The organism is Arthrospira sp. PCC 8006 (genome assembly GCF_046480465.1).
Classification (GTDB): Bacteria; Cyanobacteriota; Cyanobacteriia; order Cyanobacteriales; family Microcoleaceae; genus Limnospira; species Limnospira platensis.
In genome coordinates this window covers 13,927-34,125 of record NZ_PKGG01000006.1, presented here as the reverse complement: position 1 = coordinate 34,125, position 20,199 = coordinate 13,927, and the positions used below count along the sequence as shown (strand labels likewise).

General features: G+C 42.9%; 21 protein-coding genes. 16 read left to right on the top strand and 5 right to left on the bottom strand.

All coding sequences use genetic code 11. The annotated features are described in order from the left end of the window. Positions 1-67: 67 nt before the first annotated feature. On the bottom strand, positions 68-1,141 hold the full coding sequence (locus tag B9T16_RS02005; RefSeq protein ID WP_410222881.1) for a J domain-containing protein: 1,074 nt from the start codon (positions 1,139-1,141) through the stop codon (positions 68-70). Positions 1,142-1,338: 197 nt separating this feature from the next. On the opposite strand from B9T16_RS02005, the gene B9T16_RS02000 reads away from it, so the two are divergent. The 8 genes from B9T16_RS02000 to B9T16_RS01965 all read left to right on the top strand — a co-directional run bounded on the left by B9T16_RS02000 (position 1,339) and on the right by B9T16_RS01965 (position 5,766). Continuing rightward, entirely contained in the window at positions 1,339-1,521 is a 183-nt protein-coding gene (locus B9T16_RS02000) for a hypothetical protein (RefSeq protein WP_317270568.1), read from the top strand. Continuing rightward, positions 1,514-1,981, top strand: coding sequence for a GNAT family N-acetyltransferase (locus B9T16_RS01995; RefSeq protein WP_014277412.1), 468 nt, complete (start codon positions 1,514-1,516; stop codon positions 1,979-1,981). The genes B9T16_RS02000 and B9T16_RS01995 overlap by 8 nt, the downstream gene beginning before the upstream one ends. An 82-nt stretch (positions 1,982-2,063) precedes the next feature. Then, positions 2,064-2,972: a sulfotransferase family protein gene (locus B9T16_RS01990; protein ID WP_410244003.1), complete on the top strand. Its 909-nt coding sequence runs from the start codon at positions 2,064-2,066 to the stop codon at positions 2,970-2,972. 193 nt (positions 2,973-3,165) lie between these two features. Continuing rightward, on the top strand, positions 3,166-3,909 hold the full coding sequence (locus tag B9T16_RS01985) for a HEAT repeat domain-containing protein (RefSeq protein WP_410244014.1): 744 nt from the start codon (positions 3,166-3,168) through the stop codon (positions 3,907-3,909). Between the two features lie 10 nt (positions 3,910-3,919). Next, positions 3,920-4,528 carry a molybdenum cofactor guanylyltransferase gene (locus tag B9T16_RS01980; protein WP_006620227.1) on the top strand — a complete coding sequence of 203 codons (609 nt, stop codon included), beginning with the start codon at positions 3,920-3,922 and terminating at the stop codon, positions 4,526-4,528. Positions 4,529-4,592: 64 nt separating this feature from the next. Next, positions 4,593-4,793 (top strand): hypothetical protein, encoded by a 201-nt coding sequence (locus B9T16_RS01975; protein ID WP_006620226.1) that lies wholly within the window; start codon positions 4,593-4,595, stop codon positions 4,791-4,793. Between the two features lie 15 nt (positions 4,794-4,808). Further along, a complete protein-coding gene (locus B9T16_RS01970) occupies positions 4,809-5,543 on the top strand; it encodes a class I SAM-dependent methyltransferase (RefSeq protein WP_006620225.1) in 735 nt (244 codons plus the stop codon). Positions 5,544-5,634: 91 nt separating this feature from the next. Continuing rightward, a complete protein-coding gene (locus B9T16_RS01965; protein ID WP_286131418.1) occupies positions 5,635-5,766 on the top strand; it encodes a hypothetical protein in 132 nt (43 codons plus the stop codon). Positions 5,767-5,817: 51 nt separating this feature from the next. Here B9T16_RS01965 and B9T16_RS01960 read toward each other — a convergent pair whose 3' ends face one another. Next, positions 5,818-5,949, bottom strand: coding sequence for a hypothetical protein (locus B9T16_RS01960; protein WP_286131419.1), 132 nt, complete (start codon positions 5,947-5,949; stop codon positions 5,818-5,820). 146 nt (positions 5,950-6,095) lie between these two features. Here B9T16_RS01960 and B9T16_RS01955 point away from each other — a divergent pair, with 146 nt between their 5' ends. The 6 genes from B9T16_RS01955 to B9T16_RS01930 all read left to right on the top strand — a co-directional run bounded on the left by B9T16_RS01955 (position 6,096) and on the right by B9T16_RS01930 (position 13,844). Next, positions 6,096-7,637 carry a hypothetical protein gene (locus tag B9T16_RS01955; protein ID WP_410244002.1) on the top strand — a complete coding sequence of 514 codons (1,542 nt, stop codon included), beginning with the start codon at positions 6,096-6,098 and terminating at the stop codon, positions 7,635-7,637. 94 nt (positions 7,638-7,731) lie between these two features. Next, complete coding sequence (locus tag B9T16_RS01950) at positions 7,732-9,945, top strand: Hsp70 family protein (RefSeq protein WP_410244001.1); 2,214 nt, start codon at positions 7,732-7,734, stop codon at positions 9,943-9,945. After that, positions 9,942-10,478: a LysM peptidoglycan-binding domain-containing protein gene (locus B9T16_RS01945; RefSeq protein ID WP_006620222.1), complete on the top strand. Its 537-nt coding sequence runs from the start codon at positions 9,942-9,944 to the stop codon at positions 10,476-10,478. The genes B9T16_RS01950 and B9T16_RS01945 overlap by 4 nt, the downstream gene beginning before the upstream one ends. Further along, complete coding sequence (locus tag B9T16_RS01940) at positions 10,475-12,988, top strand: tetratricopeptide repeat protein (RefSeq protein ID WP_410244000.1); 2,514 nt, start codon at positions 10,475-10,477, stop codon at positions 12,986-12,988. Before B9T16_RS01945 ends, B9T16_RS01940 begins: the two co-directional genes overlap by 4 nt. A 3-nt stretch (positions 12,989-12,991) precedes the next feature. Continuing rightward, positions 12,992-13,363: a molecular chaperone DnaJ gene (locus tag B9T16_RS01935; protein WP_006620220.1), complete on the top strand. Its 372-nt coding sequence runs from the start codon at positions 12,992-12,994 to the stop codon at positions 13,361-13,363. Position 13,364: 1 nt separating this feature from the next. Then, positions 13,365-13,844 (top strand): nucleotide exchange factor GrpE, encoded by a 480-nt coding sequence (locus B9T16_RS01930; RefSeq protein WP_014277418.1) that lies wholly within the window; start codon positions 13,365-13,367, stop codon positions 13,842-13,844. 23 nt (positions 13,845-13,867) lie between these two features. Here the strand turns inward: B9T16_RS01930 and B9T16_RS01925 are convergent, their stop codons facing one another. The 3 genes from B9T16_RS01925 to B9T16_RS01915 form a co-directional block, all read right to left on the bottom strand. Then, positions 13,868-15,925, bottom strand: coding sequence for a prolyl oligopeptidase family serine peptidase (locus B9T16_RS01925; RefSeq protein ID WP_410243999.1), 2,058 nt, complete (start codon positions 15,923-15,925; stop codon positions 13,868-13,870). Between the two features lie 131 nt (positions 15,926-16,056). Beyond that, complete coding sequence (locus B9T16_RS01920) at positions 16,057-16,644, bottom strand: type IV pilin-like G/H family protein (RefSeq protein ID WP_410243998.1); 588 nt, start codon at positions 16,642-16,644, stop codon at positions 16,057-16,059. Positions 16,645-16,819: 175 nt separating this feature from the next. Then, positions 16,820-18,280 carry a RecQ family ATP-dependent DNA helicase gene (locus B9T16_RS01915; protein WP_410244013.1) on the bottom strand — a complete coding sequence of 487 codons (1,461 nt, stop codon included), beginning with the start codon at positions 18,278-18,280 and terminating at the stop codon, positions 16,820-16,822. Positions 18,281-18,472: 192 nt separating this feature from the next. Here B9T16_RS01915 and B9T16_RS01910 point away from each other — a divergent pair, with 192 nt between their 5' ends. Together B9T16_RS01910 and B9T16_RS01905 are read left to right on the top strand one after the other, a co-directional pair. Beyond that, entirely contained in the window at positions 18,473-19,315 is an 843-nt protein-coding gene (locus tag B9T16_RS01910) for an alpha/beta fold hydrolase (RefSeq protein ID WP_006620215.1), read from the top strand. Between the two features lie 17 nt (positions 19,316-19,332). Next, positions 19,333-20,076 carry a glycerophosphodiester phosphodiesterase gene (locus B9T16_RS01905; protein WP_410243997.1) on the top strand — a complete coding sequence of 248 codons (744 nt, stop codon included), beginning with the start codon at positions 19,333-19,335 and terminating at the stop codon, positions 20,074-20,076. The last annotated feature ends 123 nt before the right edge of the window (positions 20,077-20,199 follow it).

Below are 20,199 nucleotides of genomic sequence, written 5' to 3'. Positions count from 1 at the left end.
ATTTTGACCCTAGTTTTCTTTTCGGGTGGTGATTGTACTAATCCGTAGGTTATGGGGAAAATTGACGTTAATTTGATAGAAGTTTACCTAATGTCAATCCTAAGCCAGAAATAGAAACTAATATCAAGGCGGTATAAAATTTGTTGAAGGAAACTAATAATTTTTCCCCGGCTACCATTTGCGCGACTACGCCAAAAATAATGGCAATGGCTCCCCAAGCGCCGACGATCGCATCAAGTCCGGTGTTGGCGATCGCCTCTCTGACCGCCCCAGACCCGGCTCCTGACCAAGCTCCTAACCACGCTCCTAATTGAAATCCGAACCAACTACCAACACCGCCACGTTTTTTGACTTGAAACATAGCATCAGAAATAATGCCAATTATCCACCCAGTCGAAGAACCAATTATTCCCCCAATTAACGATCCTAAACCATTCCCGGTTTCAGCCCCAGCTACCCAACCAGCGATCGCTAAAATTCCGGTGAAGCTAAACCCCCAAATAATCGTGCGTGAGTTACTATCGGAACCGATAATTGACCCTAAAGCAGTTCCGGCTATAGCCCAGGCGATCGCAGTAATTAGCCCCCCCGCTTGACTTCCGGCTATTCCTCCCGCTATTCCTCCGGCTATCATCAGAGAAATTAACCAAGGATACTGGGTTTGCGAGCCATAACTGGCTTCTAGGGATAGTCCTACCCAAACCAAGGCGACTAATAACCATGTTCCTGGGTAAATTTCTAAATATCCTAAAATCCAACCTACTAGGGTATAGCTGAAAAATGCCCCGGTTAACCAACCCCAGGGGATGAGTTCGTCACTGGTCTCGGTTTCCCTAGGATTGACTTTCGGCGGTCTTGGTGGGCGCTGAATAGGTGTGGCGGTTACTGGTGGGGTTGGTGGCGGCGGGGAGATGACTGGGTAAGGGGAAAAGTTGGGATCGCTTAATAGGGTCTGTAGGCGATCATAAGCATAGTTGATCTCTTTGAATTTTTCTGTGGCTTGATACTGAATATGGGAGTCGGCGGGATAGCGATCGGGATGCCATAATAATGCTAGAGTCCGGTAAGCCTGTTTGATTTCCTGTAGGGAAGCACCAGGTTTGACGTTCAGAAGTTGGTAGTAGCGATCGATATCGTCCACAATTAGGGATTTTAGGGCTTCGGTAGTGTATGGAATTCTGAGAATATATTAGGACATTCCACTAATTTAGCACCACCACAGCCAGACACCCGCACAATGTTAAGTTCATGGCTGTAAGTTTGGCATTTCAGGTCAATCAGGGTTACAATTGACTATGGATTTTTTCCCTTTGATAACTAACTGTTAGAGTCCCGGTTATGGCTTTTTTTCGTCAATATATCGCGCCACTGTTGGTGGTTATGATTTTTCTGTTGGCTTTGGTGGCGGTGAGTGCGCGTATTTTCCTACCGGGTGATATGCAAGCACCAGCACCTATGGGAGTCGTTAACTATTCAGGGGAGATGGCCCCCATTGTTCATCAATTAATGATCCGTGTCTGAAATTTTGGTCTCTGGTTATACTATCCGTTCTGGATCTACTCGCGATCGCTCTTTGTTGGTTAAGTTCATGAATCGCACCTATCGGGAATTGTACCCCGATCAGGATTTCTCTCACCTGGCGAACACTGTAGAACAGTATTTTTCACCCCTAACCCCTCTGTGGTGGGTGGAAATCTCCGGCGGTAAAAACATCACCCCGATCGCCTGTTTATGGATGGGAAATGCTATTAATCAAGTCACGGGCGATCGCATTTCTCATGTCTTTCTGGTTTATGTTCACCCAGAACATCGACTACAGGGAATTGGGGCGGCTTTGATGAATTACGGGGAAAAATGGACTAAAACTAGGGGCGATCGCCAAATCAGTTTACAGGTTTTTACTAACAATAAACCCGCTCTGAGTTTGTATGAAAAATTGGGCTATCAACCTCAATCTTTGGGTTTAGTTAAGCAGCTCTAAATCCGATAAATGATATCCTCTACATCGAGGTTATCAAAACTTAGTGATATCGTCCTATAATAGGGAGTTAAATTAATCAGTTATGAACCCAGGCAAATTACCCAATTTCTTGATTATTGGTGTCGAAAAGTCGGGCACTACATCCATTTACAATTATCTGAATCAACACCCGGAAGTTTATATGAGTCCGGTTAAGGAAACCAATTTTTTAGAAAGAGAATGGAGTTTAGAGGAAAGCCGTAAACCATCGCGAATTGACACCCTAGAAAAATATACGGACTTGTTTAAAAGTGTCACTAATGAAAAGGCGATCGGCGAAGTTTCCCCCAATTATTTATTTAACTATAAAACATCAATCCCTAAGATTGATAAAATATTGCCGAATGCTAAGTTAATTGCTATTCTTAGAAATCCGGTTGACCGAGCTTACTCAGACTATTTAATGCACATTCGAGACGTTATTGGTGGTAAGAATGTGCCCAGTTTGTCTGCCCAAGCCACTAAAAATCCGATTACATCTTTCACCATCAGAAAAGGTTTCTATGCCGAACCTCTGATGGCTTTTTTCGAGAAATTTGCCAGAGAAAATATCAAGGTTTATTGGTATGATGATTTGCAAGAGTCTCCGGTGGCTTTCATGCAGGATATTTATGAGTTTATTGGGGTTGATAATACATTTATTCCCGATACTTCCAGGCGGGCACAACAAGCGGCAGTTCCCAAAAACCAGACCGTTAATAGTGTTTTGAGAACTCAGAATCCGGTGAGAAAGACAGTGGCATCTATACTGCGTTTATTTCTGCCAGAAGCTACCAGACAAAAAATCCGCGATCGCTTACTCGCTGCTAATTATAAAGACAAAAGTGCCTTGCCTTTAGCTGAGGAAGAAAGGCAGTTACTACAAAACTTGTATCGAGAAGATATTCTCAAACTTCAAGAACTACTAGATAAAGATTTATCTCATTGGTTAAAGCCTACCATGAAAGCCTGACGCTGTGAGCTATTATCAATTGTCCATGAGGGGATGAGGATTAAGGCGGCGCTAACCTGAACCCAGAGAGAATGGGCCAATGTTCATCAAAGGGCAGGGCCACTGTATAATAAACCCCCACCCCGATCGCCAGACTAATTATCAATTTAGTATGGGGATTATAGAAAACCCATTTTTTGGTAAAATCGAAATTATGGAGGATCAAGATCTGAGTGTAGTTAATTTTGAGCAAACCGCTGAGAGTCCCCTGGACCATTGGCAAGAGGAGGAAGCCCCTAAGCCAGATCCAGAGGAAATGTTGCCGTTGCTTGAGTCCCCGGAACCGCAACACCGGATGATTGCGGCGCGGGCTTTTTGTGAACTTCAAGACCAACGGGCGATCGCACCTTTGATAGGTTTATTAGAGGACTCGTGCCCCCTCGTGCGGGTAAGTGTCGCCTATGCTTTGGGGCGTAATCCTAGCCCGGATGCCGTGGAACCGCTCATTAAACAATATAATTGCGATTGGAATGGTTATGTCCGCAAGGGGTTGGTTTGGGCTCTGGGAAATTGTCGCGATCCGAGGGCTTTAGATACTCTGCTAGAAGCCATTAAAACTGATATTCCCGCCGTGAGACTCTGGGCGGCGAGTTCCTTGGGTCAAATGGGGAAGGTGGGATATGATGGGGTGGTGAAAGCTATTCCCCCGGTGATTGAGGCTTTGCGTGGGGATGAGGTGGCCGCAGTTCGCAGTAATTGCGCTTGGTCTTTGGGACAGTTAAGCCGGGAATTACCTTCTAATGTGGTCTATGCTGGGGCGATCGATGCCTTAATTGAAGCCCTAGAGGAGGATGAGGATTTGAGTGTCCGCGATGATGCTAAGTCTTCTCTGCTACGGGTTGGTGATCCGCGCGGGTTACAGATTATTGAAGAGTTACAGATGGATGGGCTGATTTAGGTCTTTGGAGATGGCTGATGATTTCCTGGTGGCTTTAATTCTGGCGGGGGGACGTAGTTCTCGCATGGGTCGCGATAAGGCTTTAATTCCGGTGGCGGGGGTTCCCCTACTGCGCCGGGTGGTTGAGGCGGCGGGGAATTGTTGTCAGCAGGTCTATGTATTAACACCTTGGCCAGAACGTTACCAGGCTGTGGGGGGTAGTTATAATCTGCTGATGGAAACTAACCCCGGTCAGGGTCCGATGGTGGCTTTGGCTACTGGGTTGAGTCAAATTGACTGTGTTTGGCTATTGTTGCTGGCTTGCGATTTACCTCAACTTCAACCCGATATTTTGCGAGGCTGGAAGGAGCAGTTGACTTTGGTGCCGCCATCCCATTTGGCTATGATTCCCCGTCATGGGTCGCGGTGGGAACCTCTCTGTGGATTCTACCGCCACCAGGCTTTAGAGTCTTTACAGGAATTTATGGCAACGGTCGAGCGATCGCTACAACGGTGGCTAGATCAGGTTCCCGTAACACCTATATCAGTCGGAACTGTGGAATCTCAGATGCTCCTCAATTGTAACACGCCGGAAGATTTGAGGGCGATCGCATCTGAGGGAACATCTGCAAACCTTTGATAATTTCTGATAAGATTATACATAACCGCTAATATCACTTAAATTAGGCAAGCAGAGTCATATTATGAATGTCCTAATTCCGATCGCACTATTAATCGTCTATGTTGGTGGAGTCTGGAAGTTTTGGTCTGGGTTTGGGCGCACCAACTTTGAAAAGAGTTTTGGAAATCGTGTCTCCTTATCATTATTATGGCCGATTTTGTTGATCTCTAATCGTTCCTATCGCCAAAACTTTTCTAAAGCCCTAAAAGGATCGAAGCGCTAATTTCTATCAGCTATAATGTCTAAAAAACCAGACTCTAACCCTTCCTTGGGATTTTTCGGATTATCAACTGGCGGGACTGCTGACCAGTGGCAGTCCCCAATTACTTCCGTAGCCAGCCGTTTTAACCAGGAATATCAAGGAGAACCTTTTGAACTCCCCGAAGAAGTGGAAAATATGCCGATTTTTCGCGATCGCATTTCGGGAACTCTTCAACTAAAACTCACTTCTCCATTTTGGGAGTTAGCCCAACCTAAGAAAAATCAATATTGTTTAGATATTGGTTGCGGAGTAAGTTTTTTAATTTATCCCTGGCGAGAATGGAATGCTTTATTTCATGGTCAAGAAATTAGTTCCGTGGCTAGAGATGCTTTAAATTCCCGAGGTCCTCAGTTAAATTCTAAGTTATTTAAGGGGGTTGAACTAGCCCCCGCTCATCAGTTACAATATGAAACCGGAAAGTTTGATTTAGCTATAGCCACTGGGTTTAGTTGTTACTATCCCCTGGAATATTGGCTAGAAGTTATGGCGGAAGTTAAACGAGTCTTAAAACCACAGGGAATTTTGGTATTTGATGTTCTCAATGGGGAAGTGCCCCTAGCAGAAGATTGGGCGATTTTAGAGACTTATTTGGGAACAGAAGTTTATTTAGAATCTATGGAAAATTGGGAAAGTTTGATTAAAAAAGCTGGGGCTAAGATTGTTAAAAAACAGTCGGGGGAATTGTGGGAAATGTATAAGGTCAGATTTTAATTATTCGGTGAGTTGGTTGCTGCTATACCATCACTAAGTTAACAGATGTGCCCAAATTTGGAGATAAAACTTCTCCCTAATCACCTCCAAATTGAGTAACTGTCAATTATTAAACCTGGGTTCCTGTGATTCTGGGGGTTTTGGGGTGGCTGACCTCTGCGGCGATCGCCTACTTTGTCAAGAAATATTACGATTGCGTAAAAGCTGCGAAATTTGCCGATAACTCGATAGAACATTCGAGCAGAGGTGAGCAATGGCCTATTCCAGTTTGCGATCACGACCACATCTCCCAGGTCACAACGAGATGAAAACCATCAGCCACAGGACGATTTTGGGTATGATACTGTCGGCGATCGTCACAAGCTGCGAAGATATCCTCTATCAAAATTCCCCCGCTTCTAATCATTCACCTCCCCTAGGTCAGTTGTGTGATCAATTCACCAAACTTGGCGATCTAATCGGGGAGGTTTTTCTATGCAGCCCAACGCGACGACACCACAGCTTTTTAGATTCGCAGGACACAGGAAACAATTATTTTATTTGAGGGTTTGAATGGTGTTTAAAGAGCAATATGCACTACAACCAGGGGGACCCGAAAGATTGGTTGTTTCCTGGGAGAAGGGATGGCAAAATTTTACCATTTATTTAGATGGACGGGAACTCGGTAAATTTGTCAATCCTCAAGCTATCAAAGACGGACAATGCTTTGATTTGAAAGACGGCACGCAAATTAAAGTTAAGCTGATTCGTGACTTTATTTTTTGGTATTTACAAATTCTGTGGCGCGATCGGCCGGTTCCCGGTTCCGAAACCGATCCTGAAACTCAACTCAGAAAGGCTTATAACATCTTTGCGATCATCTGTAAAATTGGGGGCGCTTGTGTTGGCTTAGTATTCCTTCTGTCTTTATTAGCCATCAGTGAGGCAGGTGCTGGGGTAATTCTTCTGCCTGTCTTTTTACTATTGCCAATATCACCATATTTTCTAATTGCTTATTTTTTGAAACGGAAAGCAAAACTGGCAGCTTATTTCGCCATCTGGTTATTTTTCTTCTTATATATTTATACTTGGTTAATATTTTGGAGTTCAGTATTGATGAGCATTTTCCTAGTGTTAGCGAGTTTAATGGATGGCTTCTTTAGTTTTGTAGCCATGACAATATCAGTTGTAATATTTAATAGAGTGTCACGTTTTTTATTGCATTTATTTTATGCGGGTTTCAAAAGGGTATGGGCTGCGCCGATCGCCATTTATCAACTCGATCCGAAAACGCTATTAAATTCTGAGTTTTATCCTAATTACCAATATCAAGATAATGTCAATAATCCCATTCCCATTCAATCAAATTCGGCTATTTTGACCAATCTTTCCAATCTCACAAATAGACCACCTGCACCACCACCTGCACCACCAACACCAAAACCACCAAAACCACCAAAACCGATGACTCCCCCTATACCGAGGAGGGCAAATAATGCAGCGATCGCCAAAATGCAAACTTTGCATCCAGAGGGTTATAAAGTTTATCAACAAGCCGAACAATCCCAAGATCCTAACATCTTTTTTCAAGCCGGAGAAATGTACGATCGCAGCTATAGTTCATTCTGGGGAGATGGCATTTTTTCGGGCAAATATGATCGCCATTTTATCAGGATGTTGGGGATATCAATTGATGTGGTGGGAATGGAAACAGCCAAACAGGAAGCCACAACGATTATCAAAAATTCCCGCGATTCTTTAGTGATTAGTTGCTTGTGTTATCGGAAAGCGATAAAACTCGATTCTAGTCACTACTGGGCAACCTTAAAATTAGCAACAGCCCTCACCGCAGCATTACAAATTGAGGCATCACTAACCTATTGGCGACAAGCCTTAAATCTTAATCAACGGGACACTTTATCAGCCCTAACTGCGGACTCAATGGGATTTGATAATCGTTCGACTGCCGCCAAAGAAGTCATGTATAAGTTAGGACTCGGCAGCAACCCGCAGCAGTTTGACTCTAATTTTATCAAACAGCAGGCGATCGCCAAAAAACTGCTCTGTGATAACCCTTACTTGAGCGACAATATTCCTAAATTAAGAACTGGATAAATTATGAGGGTTAAGATTTGTTAAAATTTTCGGATAAAACTTGCCAAAATAGCGGAAGACAATTAAAGTATAAATAATCAAGGTTAAATTAATCATGGGAAATATAGTTGGGATCGATTTGGGAACTACCAACTCAGTGGCTGGCTTCAAGTTAGCTGAGGTACAAGTAGTTACGGCGGCGGATAACTCCCCACCTGATCGCAAATTAACCCGGTCAGTGGTAGCGGCTGATCGCAATGGTTTAATCGTGGGAGAACAAGCCTATCGGCAACTGGGAGATGGAGACACGGAAAATGTGATAATTTCCATCAAGCGATTAATCGGACGAGGCTTTAATGATCCGGTGGTGCAAGAACAATTATCTCGCTTCAATTATAAGATTACTCAATCGAGCCAAGGGACGGAAAATAGCCTATCGGTTTGGTTAGGTGGACGGGAATATCTACCGGAAGATATCTCCGCCGAAATCGTTAAAAAAGTAGTGGTAAATGCCCAAAATTATCAGCAGCGATCGGGGCAAACTAGCCAGATTACGGAAGCTGTAATTACGGTTCCCGCCTATTTCAATGATAAGCAGCGATACGCCACGGAAATCGCCGCCCAAAAAGCCGGATTAAAACTGCGGGAACTCCTCCCAGAACCAACAGCAGCAGCTATTTCTTACGGTTATCGTCCGGGGTCGGATGAGGTGAGTACGATCTTGGTTTATGACTTTGGTGGGGGGACTTTAGACTGTTCGATTATTACTTCGGTTGGCAATCAATTTATTGAGTCGGCAAAAGCGGGGGATTTGTGGTTAGGTGGGGACGATTTTGATAACTGTATTGTGGAATTTGTTAAACAGGAAATCGCCCGGATTGAAAAGCTGGATAATGTCGATCGCTTAATTCAAAAAATGCCGCATTATCAACGAGTGCGGCTACTGGCGGAATTGAAAATAAAGACGGAACAGGCGAAAATTCAACTCAGCACCCAAGGAGCCGCGGAAATCATTACGGCGACACCTTTAATTGATGACATGGGAATGGCAATTCCGATTCAAGTTACCATGACTCGCCAAGAGTTTGAAAAACGCATCGAACCGTTAATCGATCGCTCAGTAAAAATTGCTCAGGATGCGATTAAATATTCAGATTATCCCCTCGATCAAATCGATGCCATTCTGTTGGTGGGCGGTTCGGCTCAGGTGCCGATCGTCCAACAAAAAATCCGCCAAGCCTTCCCTCAACATCAAGTTGTAGTTCACGATCGCCCCATGTATGCGGTGGCGGAAGGGGCGGCGATCGTGGCGGCGGGACTGACGGAAAAAGTCACGACTGTTTCCCGTGATTATTGCATCGAATTGGTGGATGAGCCGCGATTTGTAATCATTAGCCAGGGCGATATTCTTCCGGTGCAAAAGTTCCATACTTTTAAAACTGAAGCGGACGGACAATCCCTAATTCACTTTAAATTTTTTAGCCCGGATCGCGTCCGCCAAGAACTCGATCGCCGATCTCAAGATGAGCGGATCGGGGATATGTGGTTAGCCCTGGATCGCCCCTATCCAAAAGGTACGGAAATTTTAGTGACGGTGGAACTTGACGAGGAAAATAACTCGCTCCAAATGACGGCCGCCCTGAAAAATAATCCCCAGGTTAAAGTTAGTTGTTCATTCTCGCGGGGGGGAGTTAATGAGGAGATTTCTCGCCAGGTTGAGGAACGAATTAAACAACTGAATGCGGCGGGTAACTTAACGGAAATTGGGGTAAAACGTGCTAATGAAATCGCGGGGGAAGTGGTGCGATCGGCTAACCAAATTTATTATAATGGTCAAGTCCAGCGCGATCGCCTTAACCAAGCTGAAACTAAACTCAAGGAATTAGAAGAATTTGCTAATGATGAGTTAGATATTGCCAAGATTTTCATACTGCGATTTGAATTGGCGCTGGAAGTTTGCGATCAGCTAATCCATGAAGATCAAAAATATCGGTTGCGGAATTTAGTTGCTCAACTGCAACAAGCCCTAAATACGAAGAATATTTCCAGCTTGCAAAAATTAATAGAAGATAGCAAACGAGAGTTTGATAACCTTCCTGATAGCGTTAAACTGGTCCTGGCAATTCGGGAGGAAATCGCCCGCATTCACCATATTAACCCCAGTCACGCGGGAGGTATGGATGTCAAATTTAATCAATTGTTGAACGCATTACAGCAAGGAAATGGCAGCCAAGCTAATAGCCTGCTGCAAGAACTTCAGGCTGAGATTATTCCCTATTTAGATCGGGAATTACCCACAGGAACTATTGCTACAGGATTGACACGATGACGATTAAACTCACCTGTCCGGTGTGCGATCGCCCGGAAATTGAGGGTAATATTTGCCCCAACTGTGAAACGGATCTCACCCTAATTCGCCAACTGCAAGAACTCCCCCAAGTGGCGGTTGAGGCTGCGGTTATTGCTGCCCCTAAATCCCCTCAAAATATCCGACAGTTATTGTTGTTAATGGGCGTGATGATTTTACTGTTGGGAATTGCTTTGGGAGGATTTATCAGCCGTCAATTGCCGGTGGAAACCGCCTCGATAGCGACCACAGAATTGGTCGAAACAGCGGGATTTATGCCCTGGCTGAATAAACAGAAAATCGATAAAAATAGCCGAGAATCGTCATCCTGTGGGGGATTTTATTACTCGGTTCAACGGGGGGATTCCCTGTCGAGAATTGCGCGCAAGTTTTATGGGGAGGGGTCGCGCTGGCCTGAATTAATCGAAATGAACCCGAATTTAAAAGGTAGAGAAAATAAGATCGAAGTTGGGGAAGTTATTTTTATCCAAAACTTACCAGAATACTGCCTATGAATGCAATTATTAATTGGGTTGATACTCTGACATACGCACTGTTTAAGGTAGAAATTGTTGATTTCTGTCAGAAGGTTTCTGTGACTAAGCAGGAAATCAAAACCGCCCAAAAACTTGCTGCCAAAAATAAGCTAATTGAAGCTACCAAAAAGGGTCAATCTACTATTAGCAAATGGTCAAATTCGCCGGCTTTCGTTGAGAAAAAACTGCGACAGCTATTGATGGGCGATTTGTTAACTGATTTTAAGTTGGAGATGAATAGGTGGAAAAGGAATATAAAATTTGCTAAAAGCATGATAGTTTCAGCTCAGAATTTAGAAAAATCTGATGCTGGCGATCCGCTGGATACGACGAATTTATCAAAGGCTTTGTTAACATATAAAAAATGTCGAACAATTCTTGAACTAGATATTGTCAATAAAGCGATCGCTCGCTGTGAACACAAAATGATGAAATACAATCAATTTAGGAGTTTATTTAAAGAAGGTCAAAAATATTGCCAACAAAAAGATTATAAAAGAGGGAAACTGAGTTTTGAGCGAGCCCAAACATTATTTAAAATTCCACTGCTGGAAGAGGCGATCGCCGATTGTTCAGGATATCTTCAGGGACAAATTCAGTATGAATCAGCTTTGGAAAAAGCGGTAAATTTAGGGAAAAATGGTGAATTTCAGTCCGCCCTAAATGTGATTAATTTAGCCTTAAATAAGTTCGAGCGCGACGATGGTAAAACATTGCGGGCGACACTAAACCGGGTGATGCAAGGAAAAGAATATTATGGTCAGGGACTTTGGGCGGAACAGTCGGGAAATTTAGGACAGGCTATATCATTTTACCAAAAATCATATCAGTTACTCCCGGAATTAACAGAAGCCCCAATTCGCTTGGCAATTGTTTCCCTAAAAACAGGGAATTGGCAACAGGCGATCGCATATTTGCAGGGACATTCAGGAGAAAAAATTAAATATCTGCGTGGTTTTGCTTACGTCCAACAGGGTGATTTTCAACAGGCTGAAGTGGAATGGCGATCGCTATCCCATCCCCAAGTTAAAAATCAATTGGAAATTGTCCGCACATTAAGGGGGCGCGATCGCTTAAAATTGATGTGGTCTATTCAACAGTTGATTGATAATAATAACCTAGACAATGCTGGTGCTATGAGCCGTCAATTTTTACATACTTACGGCTCAGATTCGGTGGTTGAGGCTAATCTCCATAACCATATTTTACCGCGCCTAGAAGCTCAAATTTGGGAGGGTCAAGATTGGCAAAAAATTGCCCAAATTACGGAACAAGCTTGGTTAAAAAACCCAGATTTTAAATCTCTGCATAATTGGGCGATCGCTACCTATTATAATGCTCAAATTAACAGCAACACGCGCCGGGATTGGGTGGTTTCTGCTACAACGGCTTTAGCGAATTTGGCGGGCGATCCAGCTTTACACAATATTCCTTGGCTGCCGAAAAGTTCCATTAATATTGAGGAAATTTTTAGTCATTTGATGGCTACCCTAGAACGGGAAATTGATAGTTTAAAAGATGAGAACTTAGCGGAGTATATGAAACTGCGAGATCAATTTCGTCTGGATGCGATCGCCCTGAAATTAGTTAAAAAATTCCCCCATCAAGCCGCCCAAATTAATCACCTAATTTTATTACCGGGATGTTACCATCGCTACCAGCATCAATGGGGCAGTATTAATATTCCTCAAACCTCGAATTCTGTATCGACAGAAAGCAATATTTTACCGGCTCTTTATACGTCCTGGGGTGCGGCTGTGGCGGCGGCATTTGACGGAGATGGAGAACGGGCTATGCAACTTAAACCGTCTCGGAGTTACCAATTTAATTATTCTCAACCAAGGGAATATTTTGCCCAAAAATTTCTAGCCTACTCGGAAGGACGGCACTATCTGCAAAAGCAACGGTGGCGAGAGTCAGTGTCGGCTTTAAATGCTCTCAAAAATGAATGGCGATCGCACCCAGAATGGCATCAAGAACTTGAGCGCTTATGTGAGTCTCAGCGTCAGGAGTTAAACAGTTTATCAGAGCATCTGGCTTTTAGTGATTTTTGGTATCAACTATTGGGAACTGAAGCATCTTGTAGCTATTGGGTTGAATCTCGTATTCAAGAAATTGTCGAAAATATGCAGCATAATAAAATTGATAAAAGTCGCGCTTTATCTCAACTTCGAGAACTGCAAAAAACCGATAGTAGAAATCCCCGTTTAATTTATGTCATTGAAGCCTTAGAATTTGAGATTGAGGTTAATGAGATTCTTGGTTTGATGCCATCTCATTTAAATGATGCGGTACGTCGCGCCAAAAACTGCCATAATCAGAAAGTGAAGCGACATATTGCTGCTATGTTAATAGAAATTTTAATTGCGGGAGTTAATGAAGGTCAAATGAACGGGGAAACTGCCGTACAATTTGCCCGTTGGGCGCATCAAATTTGCCCCAATGACCCCGAATTTGTGGATATTTATCGTCAATGTGGAATTTATTAAATTATGTCAAATCAACTATCGAATCCTAACCCTTATCAGGTTTTAGAGGTTTCTCCTTCGGCATCAAAAGCCGAAATTACTAAGGCTTTTGCGATGGCAATGAAGCGGAAAAAATACTCCCCAGATTTAATCGCTAGGGCTAGAAAAGCCTTGATGGATGAAAAAGAACGTTTAATTGCTGATTATTTGCATCCGGTTTTACCACCCATTCAGCGGTTGAAGCGACAGGATTTCTCGGAACTTGAAAAACCGATTCCGGTTTTCGAGATGATTTCCGAATTTGATGATCTCTCGTCAGCTATTGGCGCGGACAAATCGGGCGAGGTGGCTCAACAGTTGGGGCAAAAAATGTTTATTGAATTTTTAAGTATTTAAGATGATGAATGATTCAAACAAACTGGAAATTACTGCCAAATTTCGTGACGAACTCCAAACAATTATCGGTCAGCTTTTTAAAGAAAAAACTTTAATGCAACAGGAATTAATGGAGAAAGAACAGGAGGAAAATGCACGGCTAGAAACGCTATTTTTGGAATTTTTAGAAGTGGTCGATTCTCTGGATTTTTTGATTGAATATTTGCACAATAACCCAGAACCAGATCCAAAAGCGATCGCCCGTTTACCCCAGTTAATCGCTACCATTCAGAAGAAACTACTCAATACCCTAGAAAAACGAGAGGTTATAACTATTGATTTTCAGGGGAAAAAACCGGATTTTGAGGTGTGTAAAATTATCGATCGCGAAGTTAATGGCGACCTAGAAAATGAAACGATCACCAAAATTGTCCGGCGGGGATTTCAATATGGCGATCGCCTTTTGCGTCCGGTGGAAGTGATTGTTTCCAAGTCCGAATAATACTGGCTGGTTGAGTGGGAATTTTAATTAATGTCTAAAACTCGCACTAAAAAAGCAAACTGATCAGCAATTTCTTCGATGATTTTAGCCATCGGTTTTCCCGCCCCATGTCCGGCTTTAGTTTCAATCCGAATTAACACGGGGTTGTCGCCACTGTGGGCGGCTTGTAAGGCTGAGATAAACTTAAAACTGTGGGCGGGAACTACGCGATCGTCATGGTCTCCCGTGGTGATTAAAGTAGCAGGATAGGCTGTTCCTGGCTGTAAATTATGCAGGGGAGAATAACTATAAAGCACTTGGAATTCTTCCTGATTTTCAGGGGAACCATATTCAGAAGTCCAAGCCCAGCCAATGGTAAACTTATGGAAGCGTAACATATCCATTACCGCCACTGCTGGTAGTGCCGCCCCAAACAATTCTGGGCGTTGGGTAATACAAGCACCCACTAATAAACCGCCATTACTACCACCGGATATAGCTAGTTTATTTACCTGGGTATAATTGTGGTGAATTAACCATTCAGCCGCTGCTATAAAGTCATCAAAAACATTTTGTTTTTTCAGTTTCATCCCGGCTTGATGCCATTGTTGACCATACTCGCCACCCCCCCGCAGGTTAGCCACAGCATACACACCTCCCATTTCCATCCAAACTAAACGACTTACCGAAAAATTAGGGGTTAAGGAGATGCCAAAACCACCATATCCATACAGCATTGTGGGATTATTCCCGTCGAGTTTTAAGCCCTTTTTATGGGTGATAAACATGGGAACCATTGTACCATCAGGACTGCTATAAAAAACCTGATTTGTCTGGTAATCTTCGGGGTTAAAATCGACAGTTGGCTGTCGATAAAGTTGACTTTCTCCTGTGACTATATTATACTTATAAATGGTGGGAGGAGTCGTAAAACTGGTAAAGGAATAAAAGGTTTCTGTGTCGTCTCGTTTACCATCAAATCCCCCCACTGAACCAATACCCGGCAACTCTACTTCCCGGACTACAGTTCCATCTAGGTTAAAAATATTCACCTGGGAATGGGCATCTTTGAGGTACAGGGCAACAAACTGATTATTTAGGGTGCTGACTCCTTCCAGGGTTTCTATGGCTTCTGGGATGATTTGATGGCTATTTCCGGTGTTAATATCAATGGCTATAACTCGACCCATTGGGGCATCTAAATCTGTCCTAAACCAAAATATTTCTCCTTGGTTATCAATGAAGCTATATTCTGCTTCAAATTCGGATATTAATTCGACTACGGGGCTATCAGGTTTAGTTAAATCGCGATAAAAGACGAGGTTTTTGGGGTCGGTTCCTTGCCATACCGAAATAATCAGATATTGACCATCTTCGGTGACAAATCCATTGAAACCCCATTCTTTTTGGTCAGGACGTTGGTAAATTAAAACATCTTCTGATTGAGGGGTTCCTAGGCGATGATAAAACAGTTTTTGGTAATAGTTAATATCCTCGAATTGAGTTTCTTCGTTGGGTTCATCATAGCGACTATAAAAGAATCCTTGATGGTCGTGAGTCCAAGATGCACCGGAAAATTTAATCCACTTGAGATGATCTTGGAGTGGTTTTCCGGTGTTAATATCCATCACTTTCCATTCTTGCCAGTCGGAACCTGATGCGGAAAGACCATAGGCGATTAAATTGCCATCTTCACTAATGGAAATTCCTGATAAGGCAACGGTTCCATCTTCTGATAGTTGGTTAGGGTCTAATAAAAGTCTGGGTTCGCCTTCCCATGAGTCAATTACATAGAGAACACTTTGGTTTTGTAAGCCGTCGTTTTTAAAGTAAAAATAGCGTTTCCCTTGTCGAAAGGGGATGCTATATCTTTCATAATTCCATAATTTGGTCAAGCGATCGCTTAATTTTTGGCGGCTGGGAATGGTGGAGAGGTAATCAAATGTTACCTGATTTTGGGCTGTTACCCAAGCCTTGGTTTCGTCAGAGTCCAGATCTTCTAACCACCGATAGGGGTCAGTGACTTGGATGCCATGATATTCGTCTACTTGATCACTTTGGCGGGTATGAGGATAAATCAGGGGTTGATTGAGAGCAGACATAATTAATGAATTTGACAACAATATTCTAGTTTAACCTATCATTTCTCTTTTCGGTATAGGCAACTTTTGGGCACAACAATATGTGAGATGCTGGAGCCATCATCTACTGCATAAGATACTGAGTTACTGGGCTATTGACTAACGGGAATCACCCAAGATTTTTTGAGAGAAGAACCGGCCGGACATTGGATTCTGTTTTCCCCGGTTTTGGGAGGGGCGATCGCATCTGCTCTGGGCGGTTTACGCAACTGATTAGATGAATGATCTACTAGACAAACTCCTCCGAAATTTTGAGTAACATTTTCATCAGTAACTGCCAATAAAGCACTAGCCAAAGAAATGATTAACTCGGAATCATCAGGACATTCAACCACGGGAGAGTTACCCCGTGATAATTGAATCGGCGCTGATAATTTATCCTGACTTTTACACATTCCCGCCACTGTTTGTATGAGGTTATCTCCAGGAATAATAAATACAGCACCAGCAAAATTAGGCAGACGTGAATTGGTAGGTATAGCATCAATTAAAACCAGGTTTTCATTAACATTAATCGCAAAGTTATACCCAGGTCTACCCTCAGATGTTGTGCGATATAAAGCATCTAAATTGTCGGTGAATCGATTGTAATGAAAAAGCTGTTGGCTTTGGTTTTGCAGTAAGTCGGTTAAGACTTCTCTGGCGACTTTTTCATTTTTTCTATCTCGTCTCTCGATCAATGAGGACCATATCGCAGCTATTATTCCCAAACAACTAATTAGGAAGACCAAGGCAAAAAATGAAAAATAGATGCGCTTAGGATGCCGTTTAATCCAACTTTTAATCATGGCATAAAATTGGGGTAACAGTGTCAACTTCAATTATAGCATTAATAGATTGACGATCGCCACTAATTTAAGACCCATGGCGATCGCAGTTGTCACAATGACCACAGCGAAATGATTGTGCTTCTGTCCCAAAGCCAAACGCCTCTAGTATAAATTTCCAGCGACAGTCACGGGTAGCAAAATAGCGAGTCATTTGGCGAATCGCAACTGTGTTAGAATTTTCAGTTAAAGATAGTGATGTATCTTTAATTTGATAATTAAACAAATCAACCCACTCTAATTTTCCCTGAGAATGCAAAAGAGACAAGGCGATCGCACTGTCGGGAAAACGACTGATCACTGTTTCTAAATTTCCTTTTTGGGGAAGTTTTTGAATCAAGGGTTTAGCGGTCATCATTTGTTGGCGAAAATTATCTTGTAAAAACGACAGCCTTTGTCTATCTTCAGGATACAGCCAGCCCGTCGGTTCACAGAGAATAGTCAAGGCTTCTGCTGGTTTTCCGTCTCGTCCAGCCCTTCCTACTTCTTGGATATATTCTGATAGTAATAGGGGTGGTTGAAACTGAACCACCCACCGGACATTGGGCTTGTTAATTCCCATCCCAAAAGCAGAAGTACACACCACAAATTGCAGCTTGCCTTCTAACCATTGAGATTCAATTTTGCGCCGTTTTTCCGCCGATAGTCCCCCATGATAAGGGGCTGTTTGATAGCCTAAATTCTCCAGCCACGCTGTCAATTCTTGGCTATCTCGACGGGTGCGAACATAAATTAAACCGGTTTGGTTCTGATGTTTTTTTATAAAACTTAGCAGGCATTTTCGCCTACCAAGGGGAGTAAACACTCGGCGAGTTTGTAGGTGTAAATTATCCCGATATGGACTAAGTAAAAATTCTTGAGGCTGTTGTAACTGTAACACCGTTTTAATAGTGTTTTGGGCCGTGGGATCAGCGGTAGCGGTAAAGGCAGCGATCGCTATTTTGCTACCTGGTGGTTTATGTTTTAATAAAGTGGGACGCACCGCCCCTAAACGGCGATAATCAGGTCTAAATGTATCGCCCCATTGAACTAAACAGTGACATTCATCTAAAATCAAACCATTAATAGAAACCTGGGGTTTATTGATTAAATTCCACACCGGCTTACTTAATAAAGTTTCCGGTGATAAATAGAGCAATCGCAGGCTGTTTGTTTCCAATTGATGCAAAGTGTGCCGCCGTTGCCTGGGGGACATTTGACTATGAATAATACCGGCACTTAAATGGCGATCGTGTAATTCTTTTACCTGATTTTCCATCAAGGCTACCAGCGGCGAAACTATTATGGTTAAGCCATTTTTTAATAACGCTGGCAGTTGAAAACATATAGATTTACCGCCTCCAGTGGGCAGAACAATCAAGGCATCTTGACCCCTGATAATAGCCTCAACAATTTCCTGCTGAGGGGGGCGAAAATCATCATAACCCCAAAAACGTTTTAGGGCGTTTTTTACTTGTTCAGTTGTGGTGGGTTCAGAAGGTGGAATCATGGCTGTGATTAGGGGTAAAGCGCGAAAATATAACCAAACTGTCGTCAATTTTAGATCATCGACAAATTATCAGTCCCAGATTAGGCAGTCAGCCTAGTTGCCAAAATTGATGATTTCATTTAAGATTACCATTAATCTTGTTCACCAGTAGGGGCAATTCCCAATCCTTAATCAAAATTTGTGATTTCTGCTATGTCACCGACTCGCCAAACCCTAGAATTAAAAACCCTGAAACTTTCCTATTTAGAGTGGAACCCTAACGGTCAACAGCCGTTGTTGCTTCTACATGGACTAGCCGATCATGCCCTAGTTTGGACAAGTTTAGCAGAATATCTGGGCGATCGCTATCATATTATCGCCCCCGACATGAGAGGTCACGGAGACAGCGACAAACCCGATCACGGTTATACATTCGATGAGGCGATCGCCGACCTAGAAGAGTTAATGGATCACCATCACTGGTCAAACGCCCACATTTTAGGTCATTCTTGGACGGGTAAATTACTACCTATTTGGGCCAAAAAACACCCAGAACGTTTCCGCTGTATGATTTTAGTCGATCCTATTTTCATCACTAAAATGCCTGGGTTTCTCAAATTAACCCTTCCCATAGTTTATCGTAAATTAGACTCGTTAAAATGTCTAGGACCTTTTGAGAGTTTCACCGCCGCTGAAAACCAGGCTAAACAACTCAGACAGTTTTCGGGTTGGAGTCCTCAGCAACAACAAGTTTTTGCCGCCGCCATGGAAGCAAAACCTGATGGCAAATGGGGGAGTAAGTTTAGCATTACCGCCCGTAATGAAATCTTTTTAGAAGTGATGAAAATTCCAGGATTAACAGAAGCGATCGCCATACCGACCCTGCTAGTCCAACCGGAAAAGGGAGTTAATCGTATGGAATGGCAATTAAAACCCTATCAAAAGTATCTCACCAATCTAACTATTCAACAAGTGCCGGGGAATCACTGGCCGTTTTTAGTCGCATCAGAATCTTTCAATCAAACCATTTCCGAATTTTTAAACCAGCACAATTAGACCATGAGGATATCACCTTGAGTGTAGAAATAATTGCCCATCGAGGATTTTCTAGTATCGCCCCGGAAAATACCTTAAACGCCTTACTTGCCGCCATTTACAACCAAGCAAATTCCATAGAATTTGATGTACAGATTACCGCCGATAGTGTCCCTGTGGTTTTTCATGACAAAAGCCTAAATCGGATTACTGGAACCGCCGGAACTATCCGCGAAAAAACAATTTCCGAACTGAAAGAATTAGACGCTGGGGCGTGGTTTGGGGAGTCTTATAGGGGAGAACGTATCCCCACCTTAGAGGAGGCCTTAGCAGCCCTAAAATTGATTAAGGGATGGCTGTATTTTGATATTAAACCCCATGCTATATGGTCGGATATAGAAATCAAAACCCTTCTGGGTCTCATCCGGGAAGCTAATTTAGGCGATCGCACTATTTTAACATCCTTTGACGAAGATTTACTATGGCAATGTCGCCAGTCAGAACCCCAAATAAAACTGGGATATTTTGTAGTAAATGAGTCCCAACTACCGCAGCAAATTAGCAAAGCCCAAGCCGCTGGTAATGCAATTTTGAGTAGTCAATATCAAGTGATATTAGACCAACCTAGTATCATCAAGGAAACTCGCGATAAAGGAGTTGATATAGTAGTCTGGACGGTAGACAATATTAACGACTTTGAGAGATTAGTAGATGTAGGAATTGACCGGATAATCACTAACTCTTTGATTGGTGATTATCTCATCAAAAATATCACGAATTAGTTAGGTTTTCACTGTGGATAATCTGTGCTGGCTACGCCTACTTATTCCATCAGATATAAGCCAAGTTGGGATGAGGTTATTTTGACTAAGTAGCCTCACCAAAAAAGGGCATCAGGTTAAGTT